Annotated in this window: 22 protein-coding genes; 17 read left to right on the plus strand and 5 right to left on the minus strand. The window is 71.0% G+C overall.

Going from position 1 to position 22961, the window contains the following annotated elements:
- Nucleotides 1-11: 11 nt before the first annotated feature.
- The 4 genes from MUN76_RS00690 to MUN76_RS00705 form a co-directional block, all read right to left on the minus strand.
- Nucleotides 12-1367, minus strand: a complete 1356-nt coding sequence (locus MUN76_RS00690; RefSeq protein ID WP_244686263.1) for a Dyp-type peroxidase — start codon at nucleotides 1365-1367, stop codon at nucleotides 12-14.
- A complete protein-coding gene (locus tag MUN76_RS00695) occupies nucleotides 1345-1992 on the minus strand; it encodes a copper chaperone PCu(A)C (protein ID WP_244686265.1) in 648 nt (215 codons plus the stop codon). Before MUN76_RS00695 ends, MUN76_RS00690 begins: the two co-directional genes overlap by 23 nt.
- Nucleotides 1989-2696 carry a copper resistance CopC family protein gene (locus MUN76_RS00700; protein WP_244686267.1) on the minus strand — a complete coding sequence of 236 codons (708 nt, stop codon included), beginning with the start codon at nucleotides 2694-2696 and terminating at the stop codon, nucleotides 1989-1991. The genes MUN76_RS00695 and MUN76_RS00700 overlap by 4 nt, the downstream gene beginning before the upstream one ends.
- Nucleotides 2697-2817: 121 nt before the next feature.
- Nucleotides 2818-3450, minus strand: a complete 633-nt coding sequence (locus MUN76_RS00705) for a hypothetical protein (protein ID WP_244686268.1) — start codon at nucleotides 3448-3450, stop codon at nucleotides 2818-2820.
- Between the two features lie 41 nt (nucleotides 3451-3491).
- Here MUN76_RS00705 and pheS point away from each other — a divergent pair, with 41 nt between their 5' ends.
- The 4 genes from pheS to MUN76_RS00725 are packed head-to-tail and all read left to right on the plus strand — an operon-like array spanning nucleotide 3492 to nucleotide 8345.
- Nucleotides 3492-4550, plus strand: a complete 1059-nt coding sequence (pheS, locus tag MUN76_RS00710) for a phenylalanine--tRNA ligase subunit alpha (RefSeq protein WP_244686270.1) — start codon at nucleotides 3492-3494, stop codon at nucleotides 4548-4550.
- On the plus strand, nucleotides 4550-7132 hold the full coding sequence (gene pheT, locus MUN76_RS00715; protein WP_244686272.1) for a phenylalanine--tRNA ligase subunit beta: 2583 nt from the start codon (nucleotides 4550-4552) through the stop codon (nucleotides 7130-7132). The genes pheS and pheT overlap by 1 nt, the downstream gene beginning before the upstream one ends.
- 53 nt (nucleotides 7133-7185) lie before the next feature.
- The gene (locus tag MUN76_RS00720; RefSeq protein ID WP_244686274.1) at nucleotides 7186-7608 is read left to right on the plus strand and encodes a VOC family protein; all 423 of its coding nucleotides are present in this window, start codon (nucleotides 7186-7188) and stop codon (nucleotides 7606-7608) included.
- On the plus strand, nucleotides 7605-8345 hold the full coding sequence (locus MUN76_RS00725; protein ID WP_244686276.1) for an SDR family oxidoreductase: 741 nt from the start codon (nucleotides 7605-7607) through the stop codon (nucleotides 8343-8345). Before MUN76_RS00720 ends, MUN76_RS00725 begins: the two co-directional genes overlap by 4 nt.
- 103 nt (nucleotides 8346-8448) lie before the next feature.
- Here MUN76_RS00725 and MUN76_RS00730 read toward each other — a convergent pair whose 3' ends face one another.
- On the minus strand, nucleotides 8449-8904 hold the full coding sequence (locus tag MUN76_RS00730) for a VOC family protein (protein ID WP_244686278.1): 456 nt from the start codon (nucleotides 8902-8904) through the stop codon (nucleotides 8449-8451).
- Nucleotides 8905-9074: 170 nt separating this feature from the next.
- On the opposite strand from MUN76_RS00730, the gene MUN76_RS00735 reads away from it, so the two are divergent.
- The 13 genes from MUN76_RS00735 (at nucleotide 9075) to fdxA (ending at nucleotide 22959) form a co-directional block, all read left to right on the plus strand.
- Complete coding sequence (locus tag MUN76_RS00735) at nucleotides 9075-9977, plus strand: VOC family protein (protein WP_244686280.1); 903 nt, start codon at nucleotides 9075-9077, stop codon at nucleotides 9975-9977.
- Between the two features lie 138 nt (nucleotides 9978-10115).
- On the plus strand, nucleotides 10116-10754 hold the full coding sequence (locus tag MUN76_RS00740; protein WP_244686282.1) for a GntR family transcriptional regulator: 639 nt from the start codon (nucleotides 10116-10118) through the stop codon (nucleotides 10752-10754).
- Entirely contained in the window at nucleotides 10751-12277 is a 1527-nt protein-coding gene (locus tag MUN76_RS00745; protein WP_244686284.1) for an MmgE/PrpD family protein, read from the plus strand. Before MUN76_RS00740 ends, MUN76_RS00745 begins: the two co-directional genes overlap by 4 nt.
- Nucleotides 12277-13188, plus strand: a complete 912-nt coding sequence (prpB, locus tag MUN76_RS00750) for a methylisocitrate lyase (protein WP_244686286.1) — start codon at nucleotides 12277-12279, stop codon at nucleotides 13186-13188. Before MUN76_RS00745 ends, prpB begins: the two co-directional genes overlap by 1 nt.
- Before the next feature lie 43 nt (nucleotides 13189-13231).
- Nucleotides 13232-14446 (plus strand): bifunctional 2-methylcitrate synthase/citrate synthase, encoded by a 1215-nt coding sequence (locus MUN76_RS00755; protein WP_244686288.1) that lies wholly within the window; start codon nucleotides 13232-13234, stop codon nucleotides 14444-14446.
- A complete protein-coding gene (locus MUN76_RS00760) occupies nucleotides 14443-15219 on the plus strand; it encodes an enoyl-CoA hydratase (protein WP_244686290.1) in 777 nt (258 codons plus the stop codon). The genes MUN76_RS00755 and MUN76_RS00760 overlap by 4 nt, the downstream gene beginning before the upstream one ends.
- Nucleotides 15220-15308: 89 nt before the next feature.
- Nucleotides 15309-16382: an N-acetyl-gamma-glutamyl-phosphate reductase gene (gene argC, locus MUN76_RS00765; protein ID WP_244686292.1), complete on the plus strand. Its 1074-nt coding sequence runs from the start codon at nucleotides 15309-15311 to the stop codon at nucleotides 16380-16382.
- A complete protein-coding gene (gene argJ / locus MUN76_RS00770) occupies nucleotides 16379-17539 on the plus strand; it encodes a bifunctional glutamate N-acetyltransferase/amino-acid acetyltransferase ArgJ (protein ID WP_244686294.1) in 1161 nt (386 codons plus the stop codon). Before argC ends, argJ begins: the two co-directional genes overlap by 4 nt.
- 9 nt (nucleotides 17540-17548) lie before the next feature.
- A complete protein-coding gene (gene argB, locus MUN76_RS00775; RefSeq protein WP_244686295.1) occupies nucleotides 17549-18457 on the plus strand; it encodes an acetylglutamate kinase in 909 nt (302 codons plus the stop codon).
- A 143-nt stretch (nucleotides 18458-18600) separates the two neighbouring features.
- On the plus strand, nucleotides 18601-19158 hold the full coding sequence (locus tag MUN76_RS00780; RefSeq protein ID WP_244686297.1) for a prepilin peptidase: 558 nt from the start codon (nucleotides 18601-18603) through the stop codon (nucleotides 19156-19158).
- Nucleotides 19159-19254: 96 nt separating this feature from the next.
- A complete protein-coding gene (locus tag MUN76_RS00785) occupies nucleotides 19255-19986 on the plus strand; it encodes an HAD family hydrolase (RefSeq protein ID WP_244686299.1) in 732 nt (243 codons plus the stop codon).
- Complete coding sequence (locus MUN76_RS00790) at nucleotides 19983-22514, plus strand: glycoside hydrolase family 65 protein (RefSeq protein WP_244686300.1); 2532 nt, start codon at nucleotides 19983-19985, stop codon at nucleotides 22512-22514. The genes MUN76_RS00785 and MUN76_RS00790 overlap by 4 nt, the downstream gene beginning before the upstream one ends.
- A gap of 124 nt (nucleotides 22515-22638) precedes the next feature.
- Nucleotides 22639-22959, plus strand: coding sequence for a ferredoxin (gene fdxA, locus MUN76_RS00795; RefSeq protein WP_244686302.1), 321 nt, complete (start codon nucleotides 22639-22641; stop codon nucleotides 22957-22959).
- Nucleotides 22960-22961 lie beyond the last annotated feature (2 nt).

The following is a 22961-nucleotide window of genomic DNA, read 5'->3' on the forward strand; positions in this document are numbered from 1 at the left end:
GCGGATGCGCCCTACGCGAGCAGCGTGTCGCCCAGCCCGGTGTCGGGCGTGAATCCCGGCAGGATCGCGAACACCGCAGAGCCGGTGTGCTCGACCCACTCGTTCAAGAGGTCGAGCTCATCGAGGCGCCGCTGGATCGGCACGAACTGCGCGAGCGGATCGCGCTGGTAGCAGGCGAACAGCAACCCGGACTCGCCGCCCTCGTCGTAGTTCGTGCTGCGCCGGAAGATGCGCTCACTCGGATCGGTCGAGTGCGCCCGACGCACGTGCGCGTAGCTCGGGATCACCGGCAGGCCATTGGCGTTTGTCGCCTCGAAGTCGACGGGCGTGTGCTCGTCCCCTCCGGTGAGCGGGCTGCCGTCGGCGAGCGTGCGGCCGATGGTCTGCTCGCGACCCGGGCGGTCGACCATGTCCCAGGTGTCGAGCTGCATGCGGATGCGTCGTAGTACGAGGGCGCTGCCCCCGTGCACCCAGGTCGGCTGATCGCCTCGATCGTCTCCCGAGCCGATCCACACCAGTGACGCGAAGTCCTCGTCCACGGGCGCCGGGTTGATGGTGCCGTCGACCTGGCCCATGAGGTTCCGCATCGTCGTCCCGTTGGGCTCCGCCCCGCGTGCCTGTCGGAAGCCCTGCTGGGACCATCGCACGTCGGCGAAGCTCCGCAGGTCCCGCTCCAGCATTCGCGCGGCGTGCGCGAGCGGCAGCGGATCGTCGGCCTGCAGCAGCACGAGCAGGTCCCCGCCGTCGTGCCGACCGTCCAGGCGATCGCGCTCGAAGGCCGGTAGCGGTGCGAGCCACTCGGGGACGCGCGACGCGTCGATCCGCCGCACGAGCTCCGGTCCGACCCCGATCGTGATCGTCAGATTCGACGGTCGTGCCGCGAGCTCCGGCTCGGGATCGGCGAGCGGTGCGCGCCCGGAGGTGAGCCCCTCGATGTCACCGGTGAGGATCCGGAACATACGCGCGAGTGCGGCGCGGTCCGACTCGGGTCGCAGCGTGTACGCGACGTACCGGGCGTGCGCGACGGGGGCGGTCATCACTCCCGCCTGGTGCGCGCCGTGGCAGGGGAGGGACTCGCCCCCGAACCCGGCGGCGTCGATCACGGTGGGATCTGATCCGTCCCCGCCGTTCGTCCCGGTGCTGCCCGAGCCACCCGAGCCACCCGCGCCGGCGCCGCTCGTCGCGTCGCGGAGCGCCGGGATGCCGAGCGCCGCACCGATGCCGAGCACGGCACCGATGCCGGCACCCGCCGCGCCCCCGGTAAGGAGGGCGCGGCGGCCGAAACGGGCGTCGGGGCCCGATTCGGCCGAGGGGTGATCCGCGGTGCGCGCCTCGACTCGCGGCTCAGTGCCCGGCGTCGTCGGCATCGTGCGAGTGCCCGTCGGCCTCGTGCCCGTCGGCTCCGTCGGCACCGTGTCCGTCGGCCCCGTCGTGCGAGTCCATCGAGTCGTGCGAGTCGCCGCCCTCGTAGTTCTCCTGCGCGCCGCTGAAGTCCTTGACGAGCACGGTGACCTCGAGGGTGCTGTCGTCGTCGAAGGTCAGCGTCAGCGGCACCTCGTCGCCGGCGAGCAGCGCCTCGGGCATGTCCATGAACATGATGTGGTTGCCGCCCGGCTCGAGGTCGAACGAGCCGCCCGCGGGGATCGAGAATCCGCCGTCGACCTCGCGCATGGTCGCGGCCCCGCCGGTGGTGACCGTCTCGTGGAGCTCGATCATGCCGGCGGCCGGGCTCTCGACGCTCACGAGGGTGAGGTCAGTGTCGCCGTCGTTGACGATGCTGCCGAAGACACCGGTCATGCCGTCGCCCGCCTTCGCCCAGCCGTCCTGCAGGGCGACCGTCGACGTGGACGCCTCGGTCGACGCCGCACTCGCGGTGGCCGTATCGGGCGCACTGCCGGCGCAGCCGGCGAGCAGGAGCGGCGCGGTCAGCGCGAGCGCCGCGAGACGCAGCGTGGAAGCGGAACGGGCGCGGGTCCGGGTGATCCGGCTCATCGGGGGTCCTCCCCGGTGGTCGATTCCGGCGCTTCGGGCACGTCCGTGCCCGTGATGGAGGGATCAGCCGAGGCGTTCCCTCCCAACGCCTGCGCGCGACGGCGCTGCGCGACGACCGCAGCGGTCACGGCGCCACCGGCGGCCACAACCGCGGCGACGATGATGGCGACGACGGCGCCGGCGGGCAGGCCCTCGGATCCGCTGGACTCGGATGCCTCGTCCGCGTGCGTGTGATCCGCGTCCTCGCCGTCCGCGTGGCTGTGCTCCTCGCCCTCGGCGTGGTCCTCGGCCGGTGCGGCCTCGACGATCGCGGCGCTGCCGTCCGTCGCGACGGCGAACGCGAATGCCCCCTCGATGGGGTGGCCGTCGCTCGACACGACACGCCAGGCGGCGTCGTAGTCGCCCGATGCCAGGTCGTCGATGAGGGGCTGCGTCACGTCGGCGCCGGCGATCACCGGTGCGCCGTCGGCCGCTGCGGATCCGTCGGGGCCGGTGACGACGATCTCCGTGCCCGTCGGGATGATGCTGTTGCTGAAGGTGAGGCGGATCGCCTCGACAGCACCGTCGGAGGTGCCGGCGACGAGCTCCGTGTTGATCAGTTCGTCGTGGGCGAAGGCCGGGGCGGCGATGCCGAAGGTGGCCGCGCCCGCGATGAGGGCGGCGGCCGAGAGCCGGGTCAGGCGGCTCGTGCGTGTGCGAGACATGGGGTCTCCGAGTTTCTCCGGCGGAACGCCGGTGACGGCGCACCTCGCGCACGCCGGGGATGACCACCGGCGGGCGGGTGCTGAGAAGTGAGGGGGTGCGTGCGGCGTCGCTCGGGCGACGCTAGGCGGCGCAGGGCGGGCCGCGGTGCGTGATCGCGGCGGGAGAGAAGAGACGTCGCGCGAGTCGGCCGGCCGTCGCCGCGACCATCGGCCGCGGGGCCGGGCGGAGCGAGGTCGCTCCCGCCGTCGGCGCATCGAACGGCACAGCGCGGCGCAGGAGCCCGATGAGGGCGAGGGCGGCGCGCTCGCCGCGGTGCAGGAGTCCGATGGTGAGCACTGCCGCGACGGCGTGCAGCAGCCACATGGTCGCGTCGGCGCCGAACGCGCTCGGGACGAAGCTCGCCGCCGCCAGGTGGTGCGCGCTGTGCGCGGCGCCGTGCGGCATGGCCGCCCCGCCGCCGAGGATCGAGCTCCCGGCCGCACTGGCGGAGATGCCGAGCCCGGCGAACGACCAGTGGAACAGGAACTGCGCCGCGCCGACCGCCACCGAAAGACGCCACAGCGAACCCACCCGACCGGCGAGGGCCGTGCACAGGGGCAGCGCGAGGATCGTGGTCGCCACGATCGCGAGCCAGGACATATCCCCACCCGCGACGCTGTGGGAGAGCGCGGCCAGGAGGGAGGCCACCCCGGCGCCGACCCCGCCGCGCGCGACGCGCAGGGCGCGGGGCATCGGCTGAGCGGGCGAAGTCACGACTCCCAGTCTACCGGCGTTGCAGGATAGGATGAGTACCCGTGTCAGAGAGTGCAGTGGACGAAGGTTCCAACCCCATCACCCAGGACGCGGTCGACGCCGCGGTGAGCGCCGCGCTCGCGGCCTTCGAAGCCGCGGATTCGGTCGCCGCGCTCAAGGCGGCCCGCACCGAGCACGCGGGCGACGCGTCCGCGATCGCGCGGCTGAACGCCCAGATGCGCGCGGTGCCGAAGGCCGAGAAGGCTGCGACGGGAAAGCTCATGGGCCAGGCCCGCGGCCGGATCGAGGGCGCGTACTCCGGTCGCGAGTCGGCGCTCGCCTCGGAGGAGGCCGCCCTGCGGCTCGTCGCCGAGACGGTCGACGTGACCGAGGCCCCGGTGCGCCGCCGCGCGGGATCCCGGCACCCCCTCGCGCAGCTCCAGGAGGAGGCCGCGGACATCTTCGTCGGCATGGGCTGGGAGATCGCGGAGGGGCCCGAGATCGAGCACGAGTGGTTCAACTTCGACGCCCTCGGCTTCGATCCCGACCACCCCGCACGCGCGATGCAGGACACCTTCTTCGTCGATCCCGCGGATCGTCACCTGCTGCTGCGCACGCACACCTCGCCCGTGCAGGTCCGATCGCTGCTGTCGCGCGAGCTGCCCGTCTACGTCGTCGCGCCCGGTCGGGTCTACCGCACCGACGAGCTCGACGCCACGCACACCCCGGTGTTCCACCAAATCGAGGGCATCGCGATCGACCGCGGCCTCACCATGGCGCACCTGCGCGGCACACTCGAGCACTTCGCCCGCCAGATGTTCGGCGAGGAGGCGAAGATCCGGCTGCGGCCGAACTTCTTCCCCTTCACCGAGCCCTCGGCGGAGATGGACGTCTGGCAGCCGAACGCGAAGGGCGGCGCGCGCTGGGTCGAGTGGGGCGGGTGCGGCATGGTCGACCCGCGGGTCCTGCTCGCCGCGGGCATCGATCCCGACGAGTTCCAGGGATTCGCGTTCGGCATGGGCATCGAGCGCACCCTGCAGTTCCGTCACGACATCAATGACATGAGAGACATGGTTGAAGGCGACGTCCGCTTCAACGCACAATTCGGAGGCCTGGTCTAATGCGCGTTCCCCTGAGCTGGCTCGGCGAGTACGCTGCACTGCCCGACGACGTCACCCCCGAGCAGGTGCACGCCGACCTCGTGCGGGTGGGCTTCGAAGAGGAGTCGATCCGGCGCTTCGACGTCTCCGGTCCGATCGTGGTCGGGGAGGTGCTCTCCCAGGAGCCCGAACCGCAGAGCAACGGCAAGACGATCAACTGGTGCCAGGTGCGCGTGGCGCCCGAGGGCGAGACGGCGGCCGACGGCGGTCCGGATGTCCGCGGCATCGTCTGCGGTGCGCACAACTTCGGCCCGGGCGACCGCGTGGTCGTCACCCTGCCCGGTGCCGTGCTGCCCGGTGACTTCGTCATCGCCGCGCGCAAGACCTACGGGCACGTCTCGGACGGCATGATCGCCTCCGCGCGCGAGCTGACCCTGGGTGAGGACCACGACGGCATCATCGTGCTGTCGCGGCTCGGCTTCACGGGCGACGCCGAGCCGGAGGTCGGCACCGACGCGCTCGCGCTCCTCGGTCTCGACCAGACGGCCGTCGAGATCAACGTGACTCCGGATCGCGGCTACGCCTTCTCGATCCGCGGGGTGGCCCGCGAGGTCGCGCACTCCACCGGAGCCGCCTTCACCGACCCCGCCTCGACGGTGACCCCGGCGAAAGCGAGCGGGTTCCCGGTCGCGATCACTGACGACGCTCCCATCCGCGGACGCGTCGGCGCCAGCGGCTTCATCGCCCGGGTGGTGCGCGGGATCGACGCCACGCGCCCGACCCCGCCGTGGATGGTCACGCGACTGCAGCTCGCCGGGATCCGCGCGCTGTCGCTGCCCGTCGACATCTCGAACTACGTGATGCTCGAGCTCGGCTCGCCGCTCCACGCCTACGATCTCGCGAAGCTCCAGGGCGGCATCACCGTCCGTCGTGCGCAGCCGGGGGAGACGCTCGTCACCCTCGACGAGCAGGAGCGCACCCTGCACCCCGAGGACCTGCTGATCACCGATGAGTCCGGGGTCATCGGACTCGCCGGGGTCATGGGCGGGCAGTCGACGAAGACGAGCGACGACACCGTCGGCATCCTCGTCGAGGCGGCGACGTTCGATCCGATCTCGATCGCGCGCACATCACGTCGGCACAAGCTGCCGAGCGAGGCGTCGAAACGCTTCGAGCGCGGGGTCGATCCGCTCGTGGCCCGTGCCGCCGCGCAGCGCATGGTCGACCTGCTCGTGGACCTCGCCGGGGGCACCGCGGACCCGCTCGGCGCGGAGATCGTCGCCGAGTGGCAGCCGGCCGAGATCCGTCTGCCGCTCGAGCGGGTCAACGGGCTCATGGGCGCCGACTACACCGACGCAGAGGCGCGCGCCGCCATCGAGATGATCGGCTGCGACGTGGTGGACGGCGACGAGCGCGAGCTCGTGGTGACCCCGCCGAGCTGGCGCTCGGACCTGAGCCGTGCGGCCGACCTGATCGAGGAGGTCGCGCGCATCGTCGGCTACGACCGCATTCCCTCCGTGCTGCCCGTCGCGCCTCCGGGTCGCGGACTCTCTCGTTTGCAGCGACTGCGTCGGCGTGCCGCGAACATCACGACCGCCGCTGGCCTTGACGAGGTGCAGAGCTACCCGTTCGTCTCCCGCGCGCAGCTGGACGACTTCGGTGCGGGTGCTGAGGACTCGAGCCCCGACGCGCCGGCGGAGCGGGCGACCACCGTGCCCGCGATCCGTCTGGCGAATCCGCTCGACGGCGAGTCGCCGTTCCTGCGGCGCTCGCTGCTTCCCGGGCTCGTCACGGCCGCGCAGCGCAACGTGTCGCGCGGGCTGACCGACCTCGCTCTCGTCGAGTTCGGCGCGGTCTACGAGCCGGGAGACGGCTCTGCGGCGCTCGGCACGTCGACGGTGCCGCCGCTCGCGGAACTGCCCCCGGCTGACGTGCTGGCGGAGCTCGACGCGTCGATCCCCGCGCAGCCTGGCCGCGCCGCCGCGCTGCTGCTCGGCGACCTCGTCGCGAAGCAGCCCGGTGAGGCCCCGCGAGCCGCGGACTGGGCTGACGCACTCGATGCCGCGCGGATCCTGGCCTCCGCCGTGTCCGCCGAACTCGTCGTGCAGCAGGGGGAGCACCGCGCGTTCCACCCGGGTCGCACCGCCGAGCTGAGCGTTCGCGTCGACGACGGCCTCGAGGTCGTCGGGGTCGCCGGTGAGCTCCTGCCCGAGCTCGTGGCCGCGTACCACCTGCCCGGTCGCGTCGCGGCGTTCGAGCTCGACCTCGAGCGCCTCATCGAGATCGCCGCACGCGAGCCCGAAACCTTCCCGCTGTCGACCTACCCGGCGGCGACGCAGGATCTCACCCTCGTCGTGGACGCCAGGGTGCCCGCCGGTGATGTGCTCGCGGTGGTCCAGGCGGGTGCGGGCGACCTGCTCGAGACCGCTCGGGTGGTCGACGACTACCGGGGGTCCGGCGTCGCGGAGGGGCAGAAGGCGCTCACCTTCGCGCTCCGGTTCCGTGCCGAGGATCGCACGCTGAAGGCCGAGGAGGCGAGCGAGGCCCGACTGGCGGGTGTCGCGGCGGCGGAGCTGGCCTTCGGCGCGAAGCTCCGGGACTAGTGCTCGTCGGGCGGTGCCGATCGGTGCTGCCCGGAGCGCGCTACAGTGGCACCATGACCGGGCCCACCCCCTACGTGCTCTTCCCCGGAACCGCGGACGAGGCGATGCGCTTCTATCAGGACGTCTTCGGGGGTGAGCTCGCGCTCGCCACGTACCAGGAGTTCGGGCGAGCGGACGGCCCGCCGGACGCGATCGCGCACGGCGTGCTGCACGGCGACGTGCGGCTCTACGGGGCCGATGCCGGACCCGACGAGGACGCGGTGCACGCAGGCGGGCTCATGTTCGCGCTGCTCGGGACCGCCGAGCCCCCGACGCTGCACCGCTGGTTCGACGCGCTCGCTGTTGGTGGCCGAGTGCTCGCCCCGCTCGAGGAACGTCCCTGGGGTGCCGTCGACGGGCAGGTGCAGGATCGATACGGGCTGCGGTGGCTCGTCGGCTACGAGCGGGACGCACGCGAGGCAGGGAGCACACCATGAGGATCGCCGTCGCCGGAGGAACGGGTGCCGTCGGGCGCCGCATCGTCGAGCTGGCCGACGCCGCCGGACATGAGGTCCGAGTGCTCTCGCGCAGCACGGGCGTTGATCTCGAGCGGGGGACCGGGCTCGATCTCACGGGGGTCGATACGGTGATCGACGCGTCGGGGGTGCAGACGACGTCGGCCCGACGATCGGAACGCTTCTTCACCTCCGCCACGCGACACCTGCTCGCCGCCGAGGTCGCCGCGGGGGTGACGCACCACGTGGCGCTGTCGATCGTCGGGGCCTCCCGGGCGCCCCACGGCTACTACGCCGGGAAAGCCGCGCAGGAGCGCGCCGTCGCCGCGGGCCCGGTGCCCTGGTCCATCCTGCGCGCCGCCCAGTTCTTCGAGTTCGCGCATCAGGTAGCGACCCGGGTCGGCCCGCTCGTGGTGGTCCCCGCGATGCGGTCGCAGCCCCTCGCGGCGACGACGGTCGCGGCGAGACTGCTGGAGCTCGCGGAGGGCGGCCCGATCGGCGACGCCGAGGATCTGGCCGGGCCGCGCGAGGAGCGCATGGTCGAACTCACTCGCGCGTGGCGGGCGCGAACGGGGGCCACGGGCCGGGTGATCGAGGTGCCGATCCCCGGCGGCTTCGGCCGTGCGATCCGCTCCGGCGCGATCCTGCCGGGGCCCGGAGCGCAGCTCACGACCCAGACCTTCGCGGAGTGGCTGCAGGCCGAGCCGCCCCTTCGGTAGCGATTTCGACCGAGCCCCTTCCTTCTCGCCGAGCGCCTCTGACCTGCGCGCTCACTTCGGAGGCACTCGGCGAGATACGAGGCGTTCGGCGTGCGAAGATCCGTCAGGCGGCGGCACTCGCTCCGTCGGCAGCGCCGTCGCCGTCGGCGAGGCTGAACATCCAGGAGACGCCGAAGCGGTCGCGCAGGTCGCCGAAGGTGTCGCCCCAGGGCGCCTGTTCGAACGGCACCTGGATGTCGGCGCCGTCGGAGAGGCCCTCCCACAGCCCGCGGATCCGGTCGTCGTCCTCCCCCCAGATGCAGGCCGAACCGCCGACGTTCGGGGTGCCGGGCTGATCCGCCATGCTCGCGGGCATGTCGGCGGCCATGATCGTCAGTCCGTCGGGAGTATCGAGCTGCCCGTGCATGATCTTCGAGCCCTCGTCGCCGTCGCCCATCATGCCCGGGATCGAATCGTAGCGGTTCAGGATCAGGTCGCCGCCGAACACCGAGTGGTAGAACTCCAGCGCCGCGCGGGCCTCGCCGCGGAAACTCAGGTACGGGTTGAGGTGAATGGACATGACGGCTCCTTCGATGATGCATCGGGTGGGCGAGTGCTCTCATTGTGCGCGGGGGAGTGCGCGGAGGGCAAGCGCGGATCCGGGGCCTTGCGGCGATCCGCGAACCGGGCGGATACTGATCGCAAGCCGCGAGCGGTGCGCTCGGGGCACGATCGGGCGAGGGAGACCCCATGCAACGCTTCGTGACGAATATCTGGTGCGACCGCAACGCCGAGGAGGCGGGGCGCTTCTATGCTTCGGTATTCCCCGAGACCTCGTCCGCGGTCGAATCCACCTACCCTCACGAGGGACTCCTCGACTTCCAGCAGGAGTTCGCCGGGAAGCCGCTCACGGTGGCCGTCGATCTCGCGGGGACCCGGATCGTGCTGATCAACGCGGGGAGCGAGTTCGCCCCCAACCCCTCGATCTCTTTCACCCTCTCCTTCGATCCCGCGCGCTTCGAGGGTGACGGGGTGGCGACCCGCGCGCAGCTCGACGCCATCTGGGCGTCGCTGAGCGACGGCGGTCGGATCCTGATGCCGCTGCAGGAGTACCCGTTCAGCGCACGCTACGGCTGGGTCGAGGACCGGTACGGCGTGAGCTGGCAGCTCACGCTGACGGACGGATCGCGCGGTGTGCGGCCGTTCGTGATGACGTCGCTCCTCTTCAGCGGCCCGTCGCAGAACCTCGCCGCGGACGCGGTCGATCGGTACGTCGAGCTCTTCCCGGGTGCCGAGCTCGGCATGCGGGTGCCGTACCCCGAGACACGTGGTCCCGCACCCCCGGGGGCCGTGATGTTCAGCGACTTCCGGCTCGGCGACCAGTGGTTCACCGCCATGGACTCCGGTGCGGACGACGCTTGGCCGTTCGGATGCGGCATGTCCATCGAGGTCGCCTGCGCGGATCAGGCCGAGATCGACCGGCTCTGGGAGGCGCTGTCGGCGGTGCCGGAGGCCGAGCAGTGCGGCTGGCTCGCGGATCCGTTCGGCGTGAGCTGGCAGGTCGTGCCCGAGAACATGGGCGAGTTGATGCGACGGCCCGATGCATTCGCCCACATGCTGTCGATGACCAAGATCATCATCGACGATCTCTAGGGTCCGGGGCACCACCGGTGCGCCTCACCTCGCGGCGCTTTTGATGCAACATGTATGCACTCTGGCGCTCACTCGGTGGTAATCTGACACTGTGCTCGTTTTGTGTATACACTGAAGCGTGAAGCGAGAGGAGGCCAGATGCGCGCGAGTGATCGAGCGTACGCCGTGCTCCTCGAAGAGATCCAGGGCGGCGCGTTGCCGCCGGGCGCCGTGCTCGCGGAGGTCGAGCAGGCGACCCGGCTCGGCGTGAGCCGGACCCCGCTCCGCGAGGCGATCGGGCGGCTCGTCTCCGATGGGCTCGTCGTGCAGCAGTCGCCCCGGATCACCGTCGTGTCGGACTTCGACGTCGACGACATTCGCGCCCTGTTCGAGACCCGTCGTGCACTCGAGGAGACCGCGGCGCGCTTGGCGGCGATCCGGGGGGAGCGGGAGAACTTCGTGCGCCTCGCCGCACGGTTCGCCGCAACCGCCCCCGAAGACCCCGCGTCCATCGACGCCTATTACGCGCTCATCGCCGAGTTCGATGCGGCCGTCGATACGGCGGTCGACAACGCCTATCTCACCGCGGCCCTCCGCTCGGTCCGCACCCATCTGGCGCGGGCCCGCAGGATCGCCCAAGACCATCACGATCGCCTCGAGGCGTCCGTCGCCGAGCACACGCTCATCGCCTCCGCGATCGGCGCCGGCGATCCCGATCTCGCGGCTCACGCCACCCACGTCCATCTGCATCGCGCGCTCACCTCGATTCTGGAGTCCATCCGGGAAGGACAGCAATGACCGTCACCCACCACGTCCGTGTGTACAAGAGCGAGGAGACGCTCCGCCGCGAGGACCAGCTCGCCTGGAAGATCGCGGAAGTCGCCGCCGACCCGGTCGCCGTCGAGCCCGATGTCGTCGACATGATCATCAACCGGATCATCGACAACGCCGCCGTCGCGGCCGCCTCGCTGGTGCGGGCGCCGATCGTGGCGGCCCGGGCGCAGGCACTCGCGCACCCCGTCTCCACCGGCGGATCCGGCGCCACCGTCTTCGGCTGCGCGCCCACCGAGCTCTCGAGCCCGGAATGGGCCGCCTGGGCGAACGGCGTCGCGGTCCGCGAGCTCGACTACCACGACACCTTCCTCGCGGCCGAGTACTCGCATCCCGGCGACAACATTCCGCCGCTCGTCGCCGTCGCCCAGCACGTGGGCGCGGACGGTGCCGCGCTCGTGCGCGGAATCGCGACGGGGTACGAGATCCAGATGGACCTCGTGCGCGCGATCTGCCTCCACCAGCACAAGATCGACCACATCGCCCACATCGGCCCCTCGGCCGCCGCGGGCATCGGCACGCTGCTCGGCCTCGACGTCGAGACGATCTCCCAGGCCGTCGCCCAGGGGCTGCACACCACCACCGCGACGCGGCAGAGCCGGAAGGGCGAGATCTCGACTTGGAAGGCGTACGCGCCCGCGTTCGCCGGGAAGATGGCGGTCGAGGCCGTGGACCGCGCCATGCGCGGGCAGACCTCGCCGAGCCCCATCTACGAGGGCGAGGACGGGGTGATCGCCTGGCTGCTCGATGGCCCGGACGCGGCCTACGACGTGCCGTTGCCCGCCGCGGGCGAGGCGAAGCGCGCGATCCTCGACTCGTACACGAAGGAGCACTCGGCGGAGTACCAGGCTCAGGCGTGGATCGACCTGGCGCGAAAGCTCCACCGCGAGCACCCCGAGATCGCCGACCCCGCCAACGTCGAGCGGGTGGTGCTCCACACGAGCCACCACACGCACACCGTGATCGGATCCGGAGCGAACGACCCGCAGAAGTACGACCCGGCGGCCACCCGCGAGACCCTCGACCACTCGATCCCGTACATCTTCGCGGTCGCGCTGCAGGACGGCGGCTGGCACCACGTCGACTCGTACACGCCGGAGCGCGCAGGTCGCGCGGACACGGTCGCGCTGTGGCACAAGGTCACGACGGCGGAGGATGCGGAGTGGACCCGTCGGTACCACTCGATCGACCCGGCTGAGAAGGCCTTCGGGGGCCGCGTCGAGATCACCCTCACCGACGGCCGCACGATCGTCGACGAGATCGCGGTGGCGGATGCCCATCCGCTGGGCGCCCGGCCGTTCGCGCGGGAGCAGTACGTCGCGAAGTTCCGGCTGCTCGCGGAGCCCGTGCTCGAACCCGCCGAGATCGAGCGATTCCTCGCGCTCGTGGAGCGGTTGCCCGAGCTGTCGGCGGCCGAGGTCCGCGAGCTCACGATCATCGCCCGGCCCGGACTCCTCGCGTCGGTGCCGAGCCCGAAGGGACTCTTCTGATGCTGTACGCAACAACAACACCCGCCGAGAAGCGCCGCCTGTTCCGCGAGCGGCTCGCGACCGGGGAGCTCCTCCGCTTCCCCGGAGCGTTCAATCCGCTCTCCGCCCGCCTCATCGAGCGCAAGGGCTTCGACGGCGTCTACATCTCCGGAGCCGTGCTGTCCGCGGACCTCGGGCTGCCTGACATCGGGCTCACGACGCTGACCGAGGTCGCGGGGCGCTCGCAGCAGATCGCGCGCATGACCGAACTGCCGGCGATCGTCGACGCCGACACCGGGTTCGGCGAGCCGATGAATGTCGCGCGCACCGTGCAGACCCTGGAGGACGCGGGGCTCGCCGGGCTGCACATCGAGGATCAGATCAACCCGAAGCGCTGCGGCCACCTCGACGGCAAGACCGTCGTCGACGAGGCCACGGCGATCCAGCGGATCCGCGCCGCAGCGGACGCGCGCCGCGACGAGCACTTCCTGCTGATGGCGCGCACGGACATCCGCGCGACGGCGGAGGGACCGGCGGGGCTCATCGCCGCTGTGGACCGCGCGAAGGCGCTGGTCGACGCGGGCGCGGACGCGATCTTCCCCGAGGCGATGCGCACGCTCGACGAGTTCGCGGCGATCCGGGCGGCGGTCGACGTGCCGATCCTCGCGAACATGACGGAGTTCGGCAAGAGCGAGCTGTTCTCCTCGCAGCAGCTCGCCGACATCGGGGTCAACATCGTGATCTGGCCCGTGTCGATGCTCCGGATCGCGATGGGGGCGACCGGTCGGGCGCTCGACACGCTGAACGAGGAGGGGCAGCTCACCAGCAAGCTCGACGAGATGCAGCACCGCGCCGACCTCTACGACCTCATCGACTACGAGGGCTACAACCACTTCGACACGAGTGTCTTCAACTTCACGGTGGAACGCTAGCGTTCCACCCGAAACCTCACGGTCAACCGCTAAGGAGCACGCAATGACTGATCCGGACATCAAAAAGGGGCTCGCGGGGGTCGTCGTCGACACCACGGCGATCTCCAAGGTCAACCCCGAGACGAACAGCCTGCTCTACCGCGGGTATCCGGTGCAGGAGCTCGCCGCGACGCAGTCGTTCGAGGCGGTCGCCTACCTGCTGTGGCACGGCGAGCTGCCGACGCCCGAGCAGCTGGCCGAGCTCGAGCGCACCGAGCGGGCGCAGCGCGGTCTCGACCCGCGCACGGTCGCCCTGCTCGAGACGATCCCCGTCACCGCGCACCCGATGGACATCGTGCGGACGGTCGTGAGCCAGCTCGGCACCTTCGACGACACGCTGCATCGGCCCGGAGGGTGGACCGATCCCGCGCTCGACCTGCAGCGCTCGGTCACGCTGTTCGCCCAGCTCCCCGCCATCGTCGCCGCCGTGCAGCGCCGCCGCCGCGGGCTCGAACCGATCCCGCCGCGGGACGACCTCGACTACTCGGCGAACTTCCTCTGGATGACCTTCGGCGAGCTGCCGTCGGACGCCGCGGTGGACGTGTTCCGGATCTCGATGGTGCTCTACGCCGAGCACTCCTTCAACGCGTCGACCTTCACCGCCCGCGTGATCGCGTCCACGACCTCCGATCTGTACTCGGCCGTCGTCGGGGCGATCGGGGCGCTGAAGGGGCCGCTCCACGGCGGCGCGAACGAGGCCGTCATGCACCACTTCACGGAGATCGGCACGGCCGACAATGTCGGGCCGTGGCTCGACCGGGCGTTTGCCGAGAAGCGCAAGATCATGGGCTTCGGGCACCGGGTCTACAAAAACGGCGACTCGCGTGTGCCCACGATGCGGGCGGCGCTCGACGTGCTGCTCGATGAATCCGGACGCGACGATCTCGCGGCGCTCGTCGACGCGCTCGAGCACGCGTTCGTGGAGCGGAAGGGCATCTACCCGAACCTCGACTACCCGTCGGGTCCGGCCTACCACTTGCTCGGGTTCGACACCGAGATCTTCACGCCGCTGTTCATCGCGGCGCGAGTGACGGGGTGGACCGCCCACGTGCGGGAGCAGGCGGCCTCGAACGCGCTGATCCGGCCGCTGTCGGCCTACAGCGGGGTCGACGAGCGGCACGTGGGCACCGCGGCCCGGGGAGTGATCTCGCACGGTAGCGTGGGAGCGCAGCGTCGTGGAGCCTCACGATGCCATTCGCAACGAGAGGATCACCGATGACCGAGTACACGAGCATCATCACCGAGACCCGGGGGCGCGTGGCGACCATCACGCTGCACCGCCCGGAGGCCCTGAACACGCTGAACGCCGCCCTCGTCGGTGAGCTCATCGACGCTGCGCTGACGTTCGACGCGGATCCCGGGATCGGAGCCATCGTGATCACCGGCTCCGAGCGCGCCTTCGCCGCAGGAGCCGACATCACGGAGATGGCGGAGCTCGAGTACAGCGACATGCTCCTCGAAAGCCCGTTCCCGAGCTGGGGCGGCTTCGAACGGATGCGGACCCCCGTCATCGCGGCCGTCGCCGGGTTCGCGCTCGGCGGGGGGTGCGAGCTCGCGATGATGTGCGACATCATCATCGCCGCGGACACCGCGAAGTTCGGCCAGCCCGAGATCAACCTCGGGGTGCTGCCCGGCTTCGGCGGATCCCAGCGGCTCCCGCGCGCGATCGGCAAGGCCAAGGCCGCCGAGATGATCCTGACCGGCCGCATGATGCGGGCAGACGAAGCGGAGCGCTCCGGGCTGGTTTCGCGTGTGGTCCCCGCCGACGAGCTCCTGGACGAGGCGCGCACCGTCGCGGAGACCATCGCCTCGAAATCGCTGCCCGCCGTGTACGCGGCGAAGGAAGCGCTGCTGGCGTCGCAGGAGATGCCGCTCGCGGAGGGGCTGCGCTTCGAGCGGCAGTCGTTCGCGGCGGCGTTCGCGACGGCGGACCAGAAGGAGGGCATGCGCGCCTTCGTCGAGAAGCGCGACCCCGACTTCACCCACCGCTAGGCGCGGCGGGTGGCCGTGGCCTCGACGCGAGGTGCCAGAATAGAGAGGTTGCGGCTCGCTGCCGCGATCCGAGGCACTGGAGGAGTCACATGACCACGAGCGTCGCCGTAGCCGGAGCGTCCGGGTACGCCGGGGGAGAGCTGCTGCGCCTGCTCGCGCAGCACCCGGAGTTCGAGATCCGCACCGTCACCGGCCACTCGAGCGCCGGCCGACCCCTCGTCGAATCCCAGCCGCACCTGCGGTCGCTGGCGCATCTGACCCTGCAGGAGACGACCCCCGCCGTGCTCGACGGCCACGACGTGGTGTTCTTCGCCCTCCCGCACGGTGCGTCCGGCGCGCTCACCGCCGAACTCCGCGACGTCCGGCTCGTCGTCGACTGCGGCGCCGACCACCGGCTCACCGACCCGGCCGACTGGGAGGCCTTTTACGGGGGAGCGTTCCACGAGGCCTGGACCTACGGCGTGCCGGAGCTCATCATCGCTGAGCGCGCGGCGGACGGCACCCCCATCTGGACCCACCAGCGCGAGGCGCTCGCCGCCGCGACCCGCATCGCGGCGCCGGGGTGCAACGCGTCGACCGTGGCGCTATCGCTGGCGCCCGGCATCGCGGCCGGGGTCATCGAGGCCCAGGATCTCGTCACCGTGCTGGCCGTCGGGCCGTCGGGCGCGGGCAAGGCGGCGAAAACCCACCTGCTCGGCGCGGAGCTGATGGGCTCTGCGAACCCGTACGCCGTCGGCGGCAGCCACCGGCACATCCCGGAGATCCGGCAGGCGCTCCGCAACGCCGGGGCCACCGCGGACCCCACGATCAGTTTCACCCCCGTGCTCGTCCCGATGAGCCGGGGGATCCTCGCGACCTCGACGGCCCGCATCGTCCCAGGCACCTCGGTTGCGGAGGTCCGAGCGGCCTGGGAGGACGCGTACGCGGCGGAGTCGTTCGTGCAGGTGCTTCCCGAGGGGCAGTTCCCCCGGACGGCCGACACCCTCGGCGCCAACACCTGCCTCATCGGGCTCGCCGTCGATGAGGCCGCGGGCCGGGTCGTCGTTGTGGCCGCGCTCGACAACCTCACGAAGGGCACCGCGGGGGCCGCGATCCAGTCCGCGAACATCGCGCTGGGGTTCCCCGAGCACACCGGACTCAGCATGAATGGAGTAGCACCGTGACCGTCACGACCCCTCAGGGATTTCGCTCAGCCGGACTCGCCGTCGGCCTGAAGAGCACCGGCAAGCCAGATCTCGCACTCGTCGTCAATGACGGGCCCGAGCGAGCGAGCGCGGCGGTCTTCACCAGCAATCGCGCGCAGGCGAATCCGATCCTGTGGAGCCGGAAGGTCGCCCAGGCGGGGCCGGCGCACGCGATCATCCTGAACTCCGGCGGCGCGAACTGCTTCACCGGCGACTTCGGTTACGAGACCACCCGACTCACCGCAGAGGCCGTGGCCGAGGAGCTGGGGTCGGACGTCGACGCGGAGCGCGTGCTGGTGTGCTCGACCGGGCTCATCGGCACGGGGGACCAGGCGTTCCGCGACAAGATCCTCGGCGGCGTGCCCACCCTGGTCGCGGCGCTCAGCGCGGACGACACGGTCGCCCCCGCCGCGATCCTCACCACCGACTCCGTCGAGAAGACCGCCGTGCACACCGCGGACGGCTGGACCATCGGGGCGATGGCCAAGGGCGCCGGCATGCTGGCTCCGGGCCTCGCGACGATGCTCGTGGTGATCACCACCGACGCGCGGCTCGATGGTGCGGCGCTCGATCGTGCGCTGCGGCGGGCGACGGCGGTCAGCTTCGACCGCCTCGACTCCGACGGCTGCATGTCCACGAACGACCAGGTGACCCTGCTCGCGAGCGGCGCCTCCGGCATCACTCCCGACGAGGAGGAGTTCGCCGAGGCGCTCGCCACGGTGTGCGACGGGCTCGCCGTCCAGCTGCAGGCCGACGCCGAGGGTGCGGGCCACGACATCGACATCGAGGTCGTCGGTGCCGCGAGTGTCGCGGATGCCACCGAGGTCGGCCGATCCGTCGCCCGCAACAACCTGTTCAAGGCCGCGATCTTCGGCAACGATCCGAACTGGGGCCGGGTGCTGGCAGCCATCGGCACGACCGAGGCGGCGTTCGACCCGTACCAGGTCGATGTCAGCTTCAACGGGATCCGGCTGTGCCACGCGGGTGCCCCGGACCGCCCCGTCGAGGAGTGCGACCTGACCCCGCGGAAGACCCAGGTGCGCATCGAATTGTTCGCGGGGGAGCACACCGCGACCATCCGCACCAACGACCTGACTCATGACTACGTGCATGAGAACAGCGCGTACTCGAGCTAGGAGCGCTCCATGACCACCACCACTCACCGCCTCGCCCACGAGCAGGCCGCGGCCAAGGCCGAGGTCCTGATCGAGTCGCTGCCGTGGCTGAAGAAGTTCCGCGACGCCATCATGGTGATCAAATTCGGCGGCAACGCCATGGTCGATGACGCGCTCATGCGCGCGTTCGCCGAGGACGTCGTCTACCTGCGGCACACCGGTATCCGCCCGGTCGTGGTGCATGGCGGTGGCCCCCAGATCAACGCCATGCTCGCGCGGCTCGGGATCGAGAGCGAGTTCAAGGGCGGCTATCGCGTGACGACTCCGGAGACGATGGAGGTCGTGCGCATGGTGCTGACCGGCAAGGTGAACCCCGAGCTGGTCGACGAGATCAACGCGCACGGGCCGCTCGCGGCGGGTACGACGGGCGAGGACGCCGGGCTGTTCATCGGCCGACGTCGTCCGCCGATCGACGTCGACGGAGAGCTCGTCGATCTCGGGCTCGTCGGTGATGTGGTCGGCGTGCGCACCGACCCCGTGCTCGCGCTCCTCGACGCCGGGCTCATCCCCGTGGTGTCGTCGATCGCGCCCGATATGGATCGGCCCGGGGACTCCCTGAACATCAACGCGGACGCGGCTGCGAGCGCGCTCGCCACGGCGCTCGGCGCGGAGAAGCTCGTGATCCTCACCGACGTGGCCGGGCTCTACGCCAACTGGCCCGATCGCGATTCGCTCGTCTCCTCGATCACGGCGAGCGAGCTGGAGGGCATGCTGCCGAGCCTCGAGTCCGGCATGATCCCGAAGATGCGGGCATGCCTCGACGCCGTCGAAGGCGGGGTGAGCAAGGCCGCGATCATCGACGGACGCGAGCCGCACTCGGTGCTCCTCGAGATCTTCACGGAGCGCGGGATCGGCACCGAGGTCACGCCGAACGCCTGAGTCTGCGAACGCCTGAGTCTGCGGGCGCCTGCGTCTGCGATCGCCTGAGTCTGCGGGTAGGTTCTCCACAGGCGCTGACCGGGGTCGAACGCTGCCTGTGGAAACCCACGGCGGGATCCGTGCGGTGCGGCCAGGCTGGTCGTATGCTCCCGGATCCCGTGCTCCTGCAGTTCCTCGCCATCGCGTGGGGCGGCATCGTCTCGGCCGTTGCGGTGCGCTCGGATGTGCGGTGGCGCCGGATCCCGAATCGCTCGGTCGTCCCGGCGTGCGTCGCGGTGCCGCTGCTGCTCGCGCTCTCGGCGCGGGCTAATGCGCCGGGTGACCCGCCGGGCTTCCCGGAAGCGCTCGCGATGGCCCTCGGCGCGGGCGCGGGGCTCGCGGGGGTGCACCTCGCGCTTGCGCTGCTCGGCGGACTCGGGGGTGGAGACGTGAAGCTCGCGCTCCTCCTCGGGACGCTGCTCGGGCACTCCGGGGGTGCGATGGCGGCGGCGTGGGGCGGTGCACTCGCGTGGCTGGGTGCCGGACTCGCAGCGCTCACGAGTCGGTGCGTGCGCCGTGCGAGGGCCCGGGCTCCGTGTTCGGCGGTTCCTGCCGCGCCACCCCCGTCGACGGTATCCGAGGGACTCCCGTTCGCTCCGTTCCTGGTCGCGGGGAGCTGGGCGGTCATCGTCGTGACGCTCACGGCGGAGCACGCCAGATGAACGGAGTGTGGCAAGCAGCCGAGAATTCTCGGTGCGGTGCCTCGGAACACGACCCTCGGCTACCGCGGCGCCCCGGGATCTGACTAGCCTGGAGGGGTGACGCCAGCTTCCGTGCAGCCCCTTCACCTGACCGACTACGACGCCTACCTGTTCGACCTCGACGGGGTCATCACCCCCACGGTCGAGGTGCACCGACGGGCGTGGGCGGAAACCTTCGCCGAGGTCTTCTCCGCTCGGGCCGTGGCCCCGTACGTCGACGCGGACTACTTCGCGTCGCTCGACGGTCGGCCGCGCTTCGCGGGGGTGGAGGTGCTGCTCGCGACGCGCGGCATCGTGCTGCCCGAGGGGTCCGATCTCGATGACGGACTCGACACGGTGCGGGGCATCGGCCACCGCAAGAACCGGGTGTTCACCGAGGTGCTGGAGCGCGACGGCATCGCCGCATACCCCGGAACACTACGCCTCCTCGATCGCTTGGACGCGCTCGGTGCGATGCTCGGCGTCGTCTCGAGCTCGCGCAACGCGGAGGCTGTGCTGCGCGCGGCGGGGCTGCGCGACCGCTTCCGGGTGGTCGTGGACGGCGAGGTTGCGGCTCGGGAGCACCTGCCCGGGAAGCCCGCGCCCGACACCTTCCTGCGCGCGGCGCAGCTGCTGTCGGTCGACCCCGCGCGCAGTGTTGTGCTGGAGGACGCGGCCTCGGGGATCGCGGCGGGCCGCGCCGGTGGGTTCGCGTGTGTGGTCGGCGTGGATCGCGGCGCGGGCGCGGCGGCGCTCAGCGACGCCGGGGCCCACATCGTGGTGCAGGATCTCGAGGAGCTGGTGGCATGAGCCCGGAACCCTTCGACGCGCAGGTCGCGGACCTGCATCGCGAGTTCGGCGACGATCCCTGGCGACTCGTCGTCCGCGGTATCGATCCCACGCTCGCCGGTGAAGACGAGACGCTGTTCTCCCTCGGCAACGGCTACCTCGGATTCCGCGGGAACCACGAGGAGGGCCTGCCGCTCGGCAGTCACGGCACCTTTGTGAACGGGTTGCACGAGACCTGGCGCATCCGCCACGCGGAGAACGCCTACGGTTTCGCAGAACACGGGCAGACGATCGTGAACGCCCCCGACACGAAGACGATCCGGATCTACGTCGACGACGAGCGCCTGAACCTCGAGTCCTCGGACATCCTCGACGTCGAGCGCACGCTCGATCTGCGCAACGGCACGCTCGTCCGGTCGCTGCTCTGGCTGAGCCCGACGGGTAAGCGCGTGCGGGTCGAGACCCGGCGCATGGTCTCCTTCGACTCGCGCCACATGGCGACGCTGGAGATGCGCATCACCGTGCTCGACGCCGATGCGGAGCTGACCGTGAGCAGCCTGCTCATCAATCGGCAGGACGTCGGGCGGGTGCAGGCCGAGGTCCCGACCCCCGTCGGGCTGCCGGATCCCCGGAAGAGCGAGCAGCCGGAGGAGCGGGTGCTGGACGCGGGGCCGTCGCACGGCGACGACGACCGCAGCGTCGTGAGTTTCCGGGTGCGCGACTCCCGCATGGGGCTCGGGGTCGGTGTCGATCACGACTTCTCATCCGCCGACGGCGGCACCTGGCACCGCCGCGTCGAGTCCTCGGAGGACCGCGTGCGGCACACCTTCCAGGGCACGGCGCGTGCCGGTCAGACGGTACACCTTGTGAAGACGGTCGCCTACCACTCGTCCGCGACCGCCGCGCTGTCCGAGCTCATCGATCGGTGCGTGCACACGCTCGACAAGGCGGCGGCCGAGGCTCCGGGGGACCGTTGGCAGCGGCAGCGGCAGTTCCTGGACGCGTTCTGGGAGCGCAGCGACGTGCGCGTCGAGGCCGAGCCCGGGGTGCAGCAGGCGATCCGCTGGAATCTGTTCCAGCTGGCCCAGGCCTCGGCGCGGGCCGACGGCCGCGGGATCTCCGCGAAGGGGTTGACCGGATCGGGCTACGGCGGGCACTACTTCTGGGACTCGGAGATCTACGTGCTCCCGTTCCTCACCTACACGAGCCCGCTCTGGGCTCGCAATGCGCTTCGCGCGCGGGAGCGGATGCTGCCCCAGGCCCGGCAGCGCGCCATCATGCTGAACGAGGACGGCGCGCTCTTCCCGTGGCGCACCATCAGCGGTGAGGAGGCGAGCGCCTATTACGCCGCGGGCACGGCGGCGTTCCACATCAACGCCGACATCACCTACGCGCTCGCACGGTACCTCGCCGCGACGAACGACCTGGAGTTCATGCTGTCGGAGGTCGCCGACATCCCGGTCGAGACGGCGCGCCTGTGGCGCAGCCTCGGGTTCTGGCGTTCCGACCGCGACGGCGGACGAAGCTTCCACATTCACGGCGTCACGGGCCCGGACGAGTACACGACCGTGGTGAACGACAACCTGTTCACCAATGTCATGGCGCGCTTCAATCTGCGCTTCGCCGCCCGCGCGGTGCGGCGGCTGCGGGCGGAGGCGCCCGAGGCGTACGCGGCGCTCGCCCACCGGGTGCACCTCGACGAGGAGGAGATCGCGTCGTGGGAGCGTGCGGCCGAGGCGATGTGCATCCCGTACTCCGAGGAGATCGGGATCCACCCCCAGGACGCGCACTTCCTGGAGCGCGAGGTGTGGGACCTGGCGGCGACGCCCCCCGAGCAGAAGCCGCTCCTGCTGCACTTCCACCCGCTGGTGATCTACCGCTTCCAGGTCATCAAGCAGACCGACGTCGTGCTCGCCCTGCTGCTCGCGAGCGACGAGTTCAGCCGCGATGAGAAACTGCGCGACTTCGAGTACTACGACGCGCTCACCACCGGGGACTCCACGCTGTCGGCGGTGGTGCAGGCCATCATCGCCGCCGAGGTCGGGTATCGGGATCTCGCCTACCGCTACTTCACACACGCGCTCCGCGTGGATCTCGACAACCTGCATCAGAACTCCTCCGACGGCGTGCACATCGCCTCGACGGGCGGCGTGTGGATGACCCTGGTGCAGGGGTTCGCCGGAATGCGGGACGCGGGACGCACGCTCCGCTTCGATCCGCGACTGCCCGCGCACTGGAATGCGCTCGAGTTCTCGCTTCAGTGGCACGGCTCGAGGATCGGCGTTCGGCTGGTGCCGGACGCCATCCAGTTCACGCTCGACGCCGGTGACGACGCGGTGCACGTCAGCGTGCGGGGCGAGGCGGTCGAGATCGCTCCGGGATCGACGACCACCGTGGCGCTCGCGGACCAGGGGCCCGACCTCGGAGATTTCCGGGGGCTGTCGGCTGCGATCCTGCCGCGCGAGGGCGACACCGGGGTCATCCCCGACCTCATCACGGAGGTGCCCGTCGTCACGACCTCGATCCCGACCCGGCCCGCCGCCGGCTGACCTCGGCCCGGTCGGCGTCGCCCGGTCGGCGTGCAGCCGGGGCCCGGTCGCCGAGAGTAGGATGGAGACGTTCTGAAGCGGCTGCGGCCGCGGCATCACCAGAGGAAATGAGGGGTGGGGCGTCGTGACCTATGTGATCGCACTTCCGTGTGTGGACGTGAAGGATCGCGCGTGCGTGGACGAGTGTCCGGTCGATTGCATCTACGAGGGTGAACGATCGCTCTACATCCACCCCGACGAGTGCGTCGACTGCGGCGCCTGCGAACCGGTCTGCCCCGTCGAGGCGATCTACTACGAGGACGACCTGCCGGAAGAGTGGTCCGACTACTACAAGGCGAACGTCGAGTTCTTCGACGAGATCGGGTCGCCCGGCGGCGCGGCGAAGGTCGGCGAGTACGCCTTCGACCACCCGATCATCGCGGCGCTTCCGCCGCAGGGGGAGTAGCC

This window comes from Leucobacter rhizosphaerae (assembly GCF_022919175.1).
Taxonomy (GTDB): domain Bacteria; phylum Actinomycetota; class Actinomycetes; order Actinomycetales; family Microbacteriaceae; genus Leucobacter; species Leucobacter rhizosphaerae.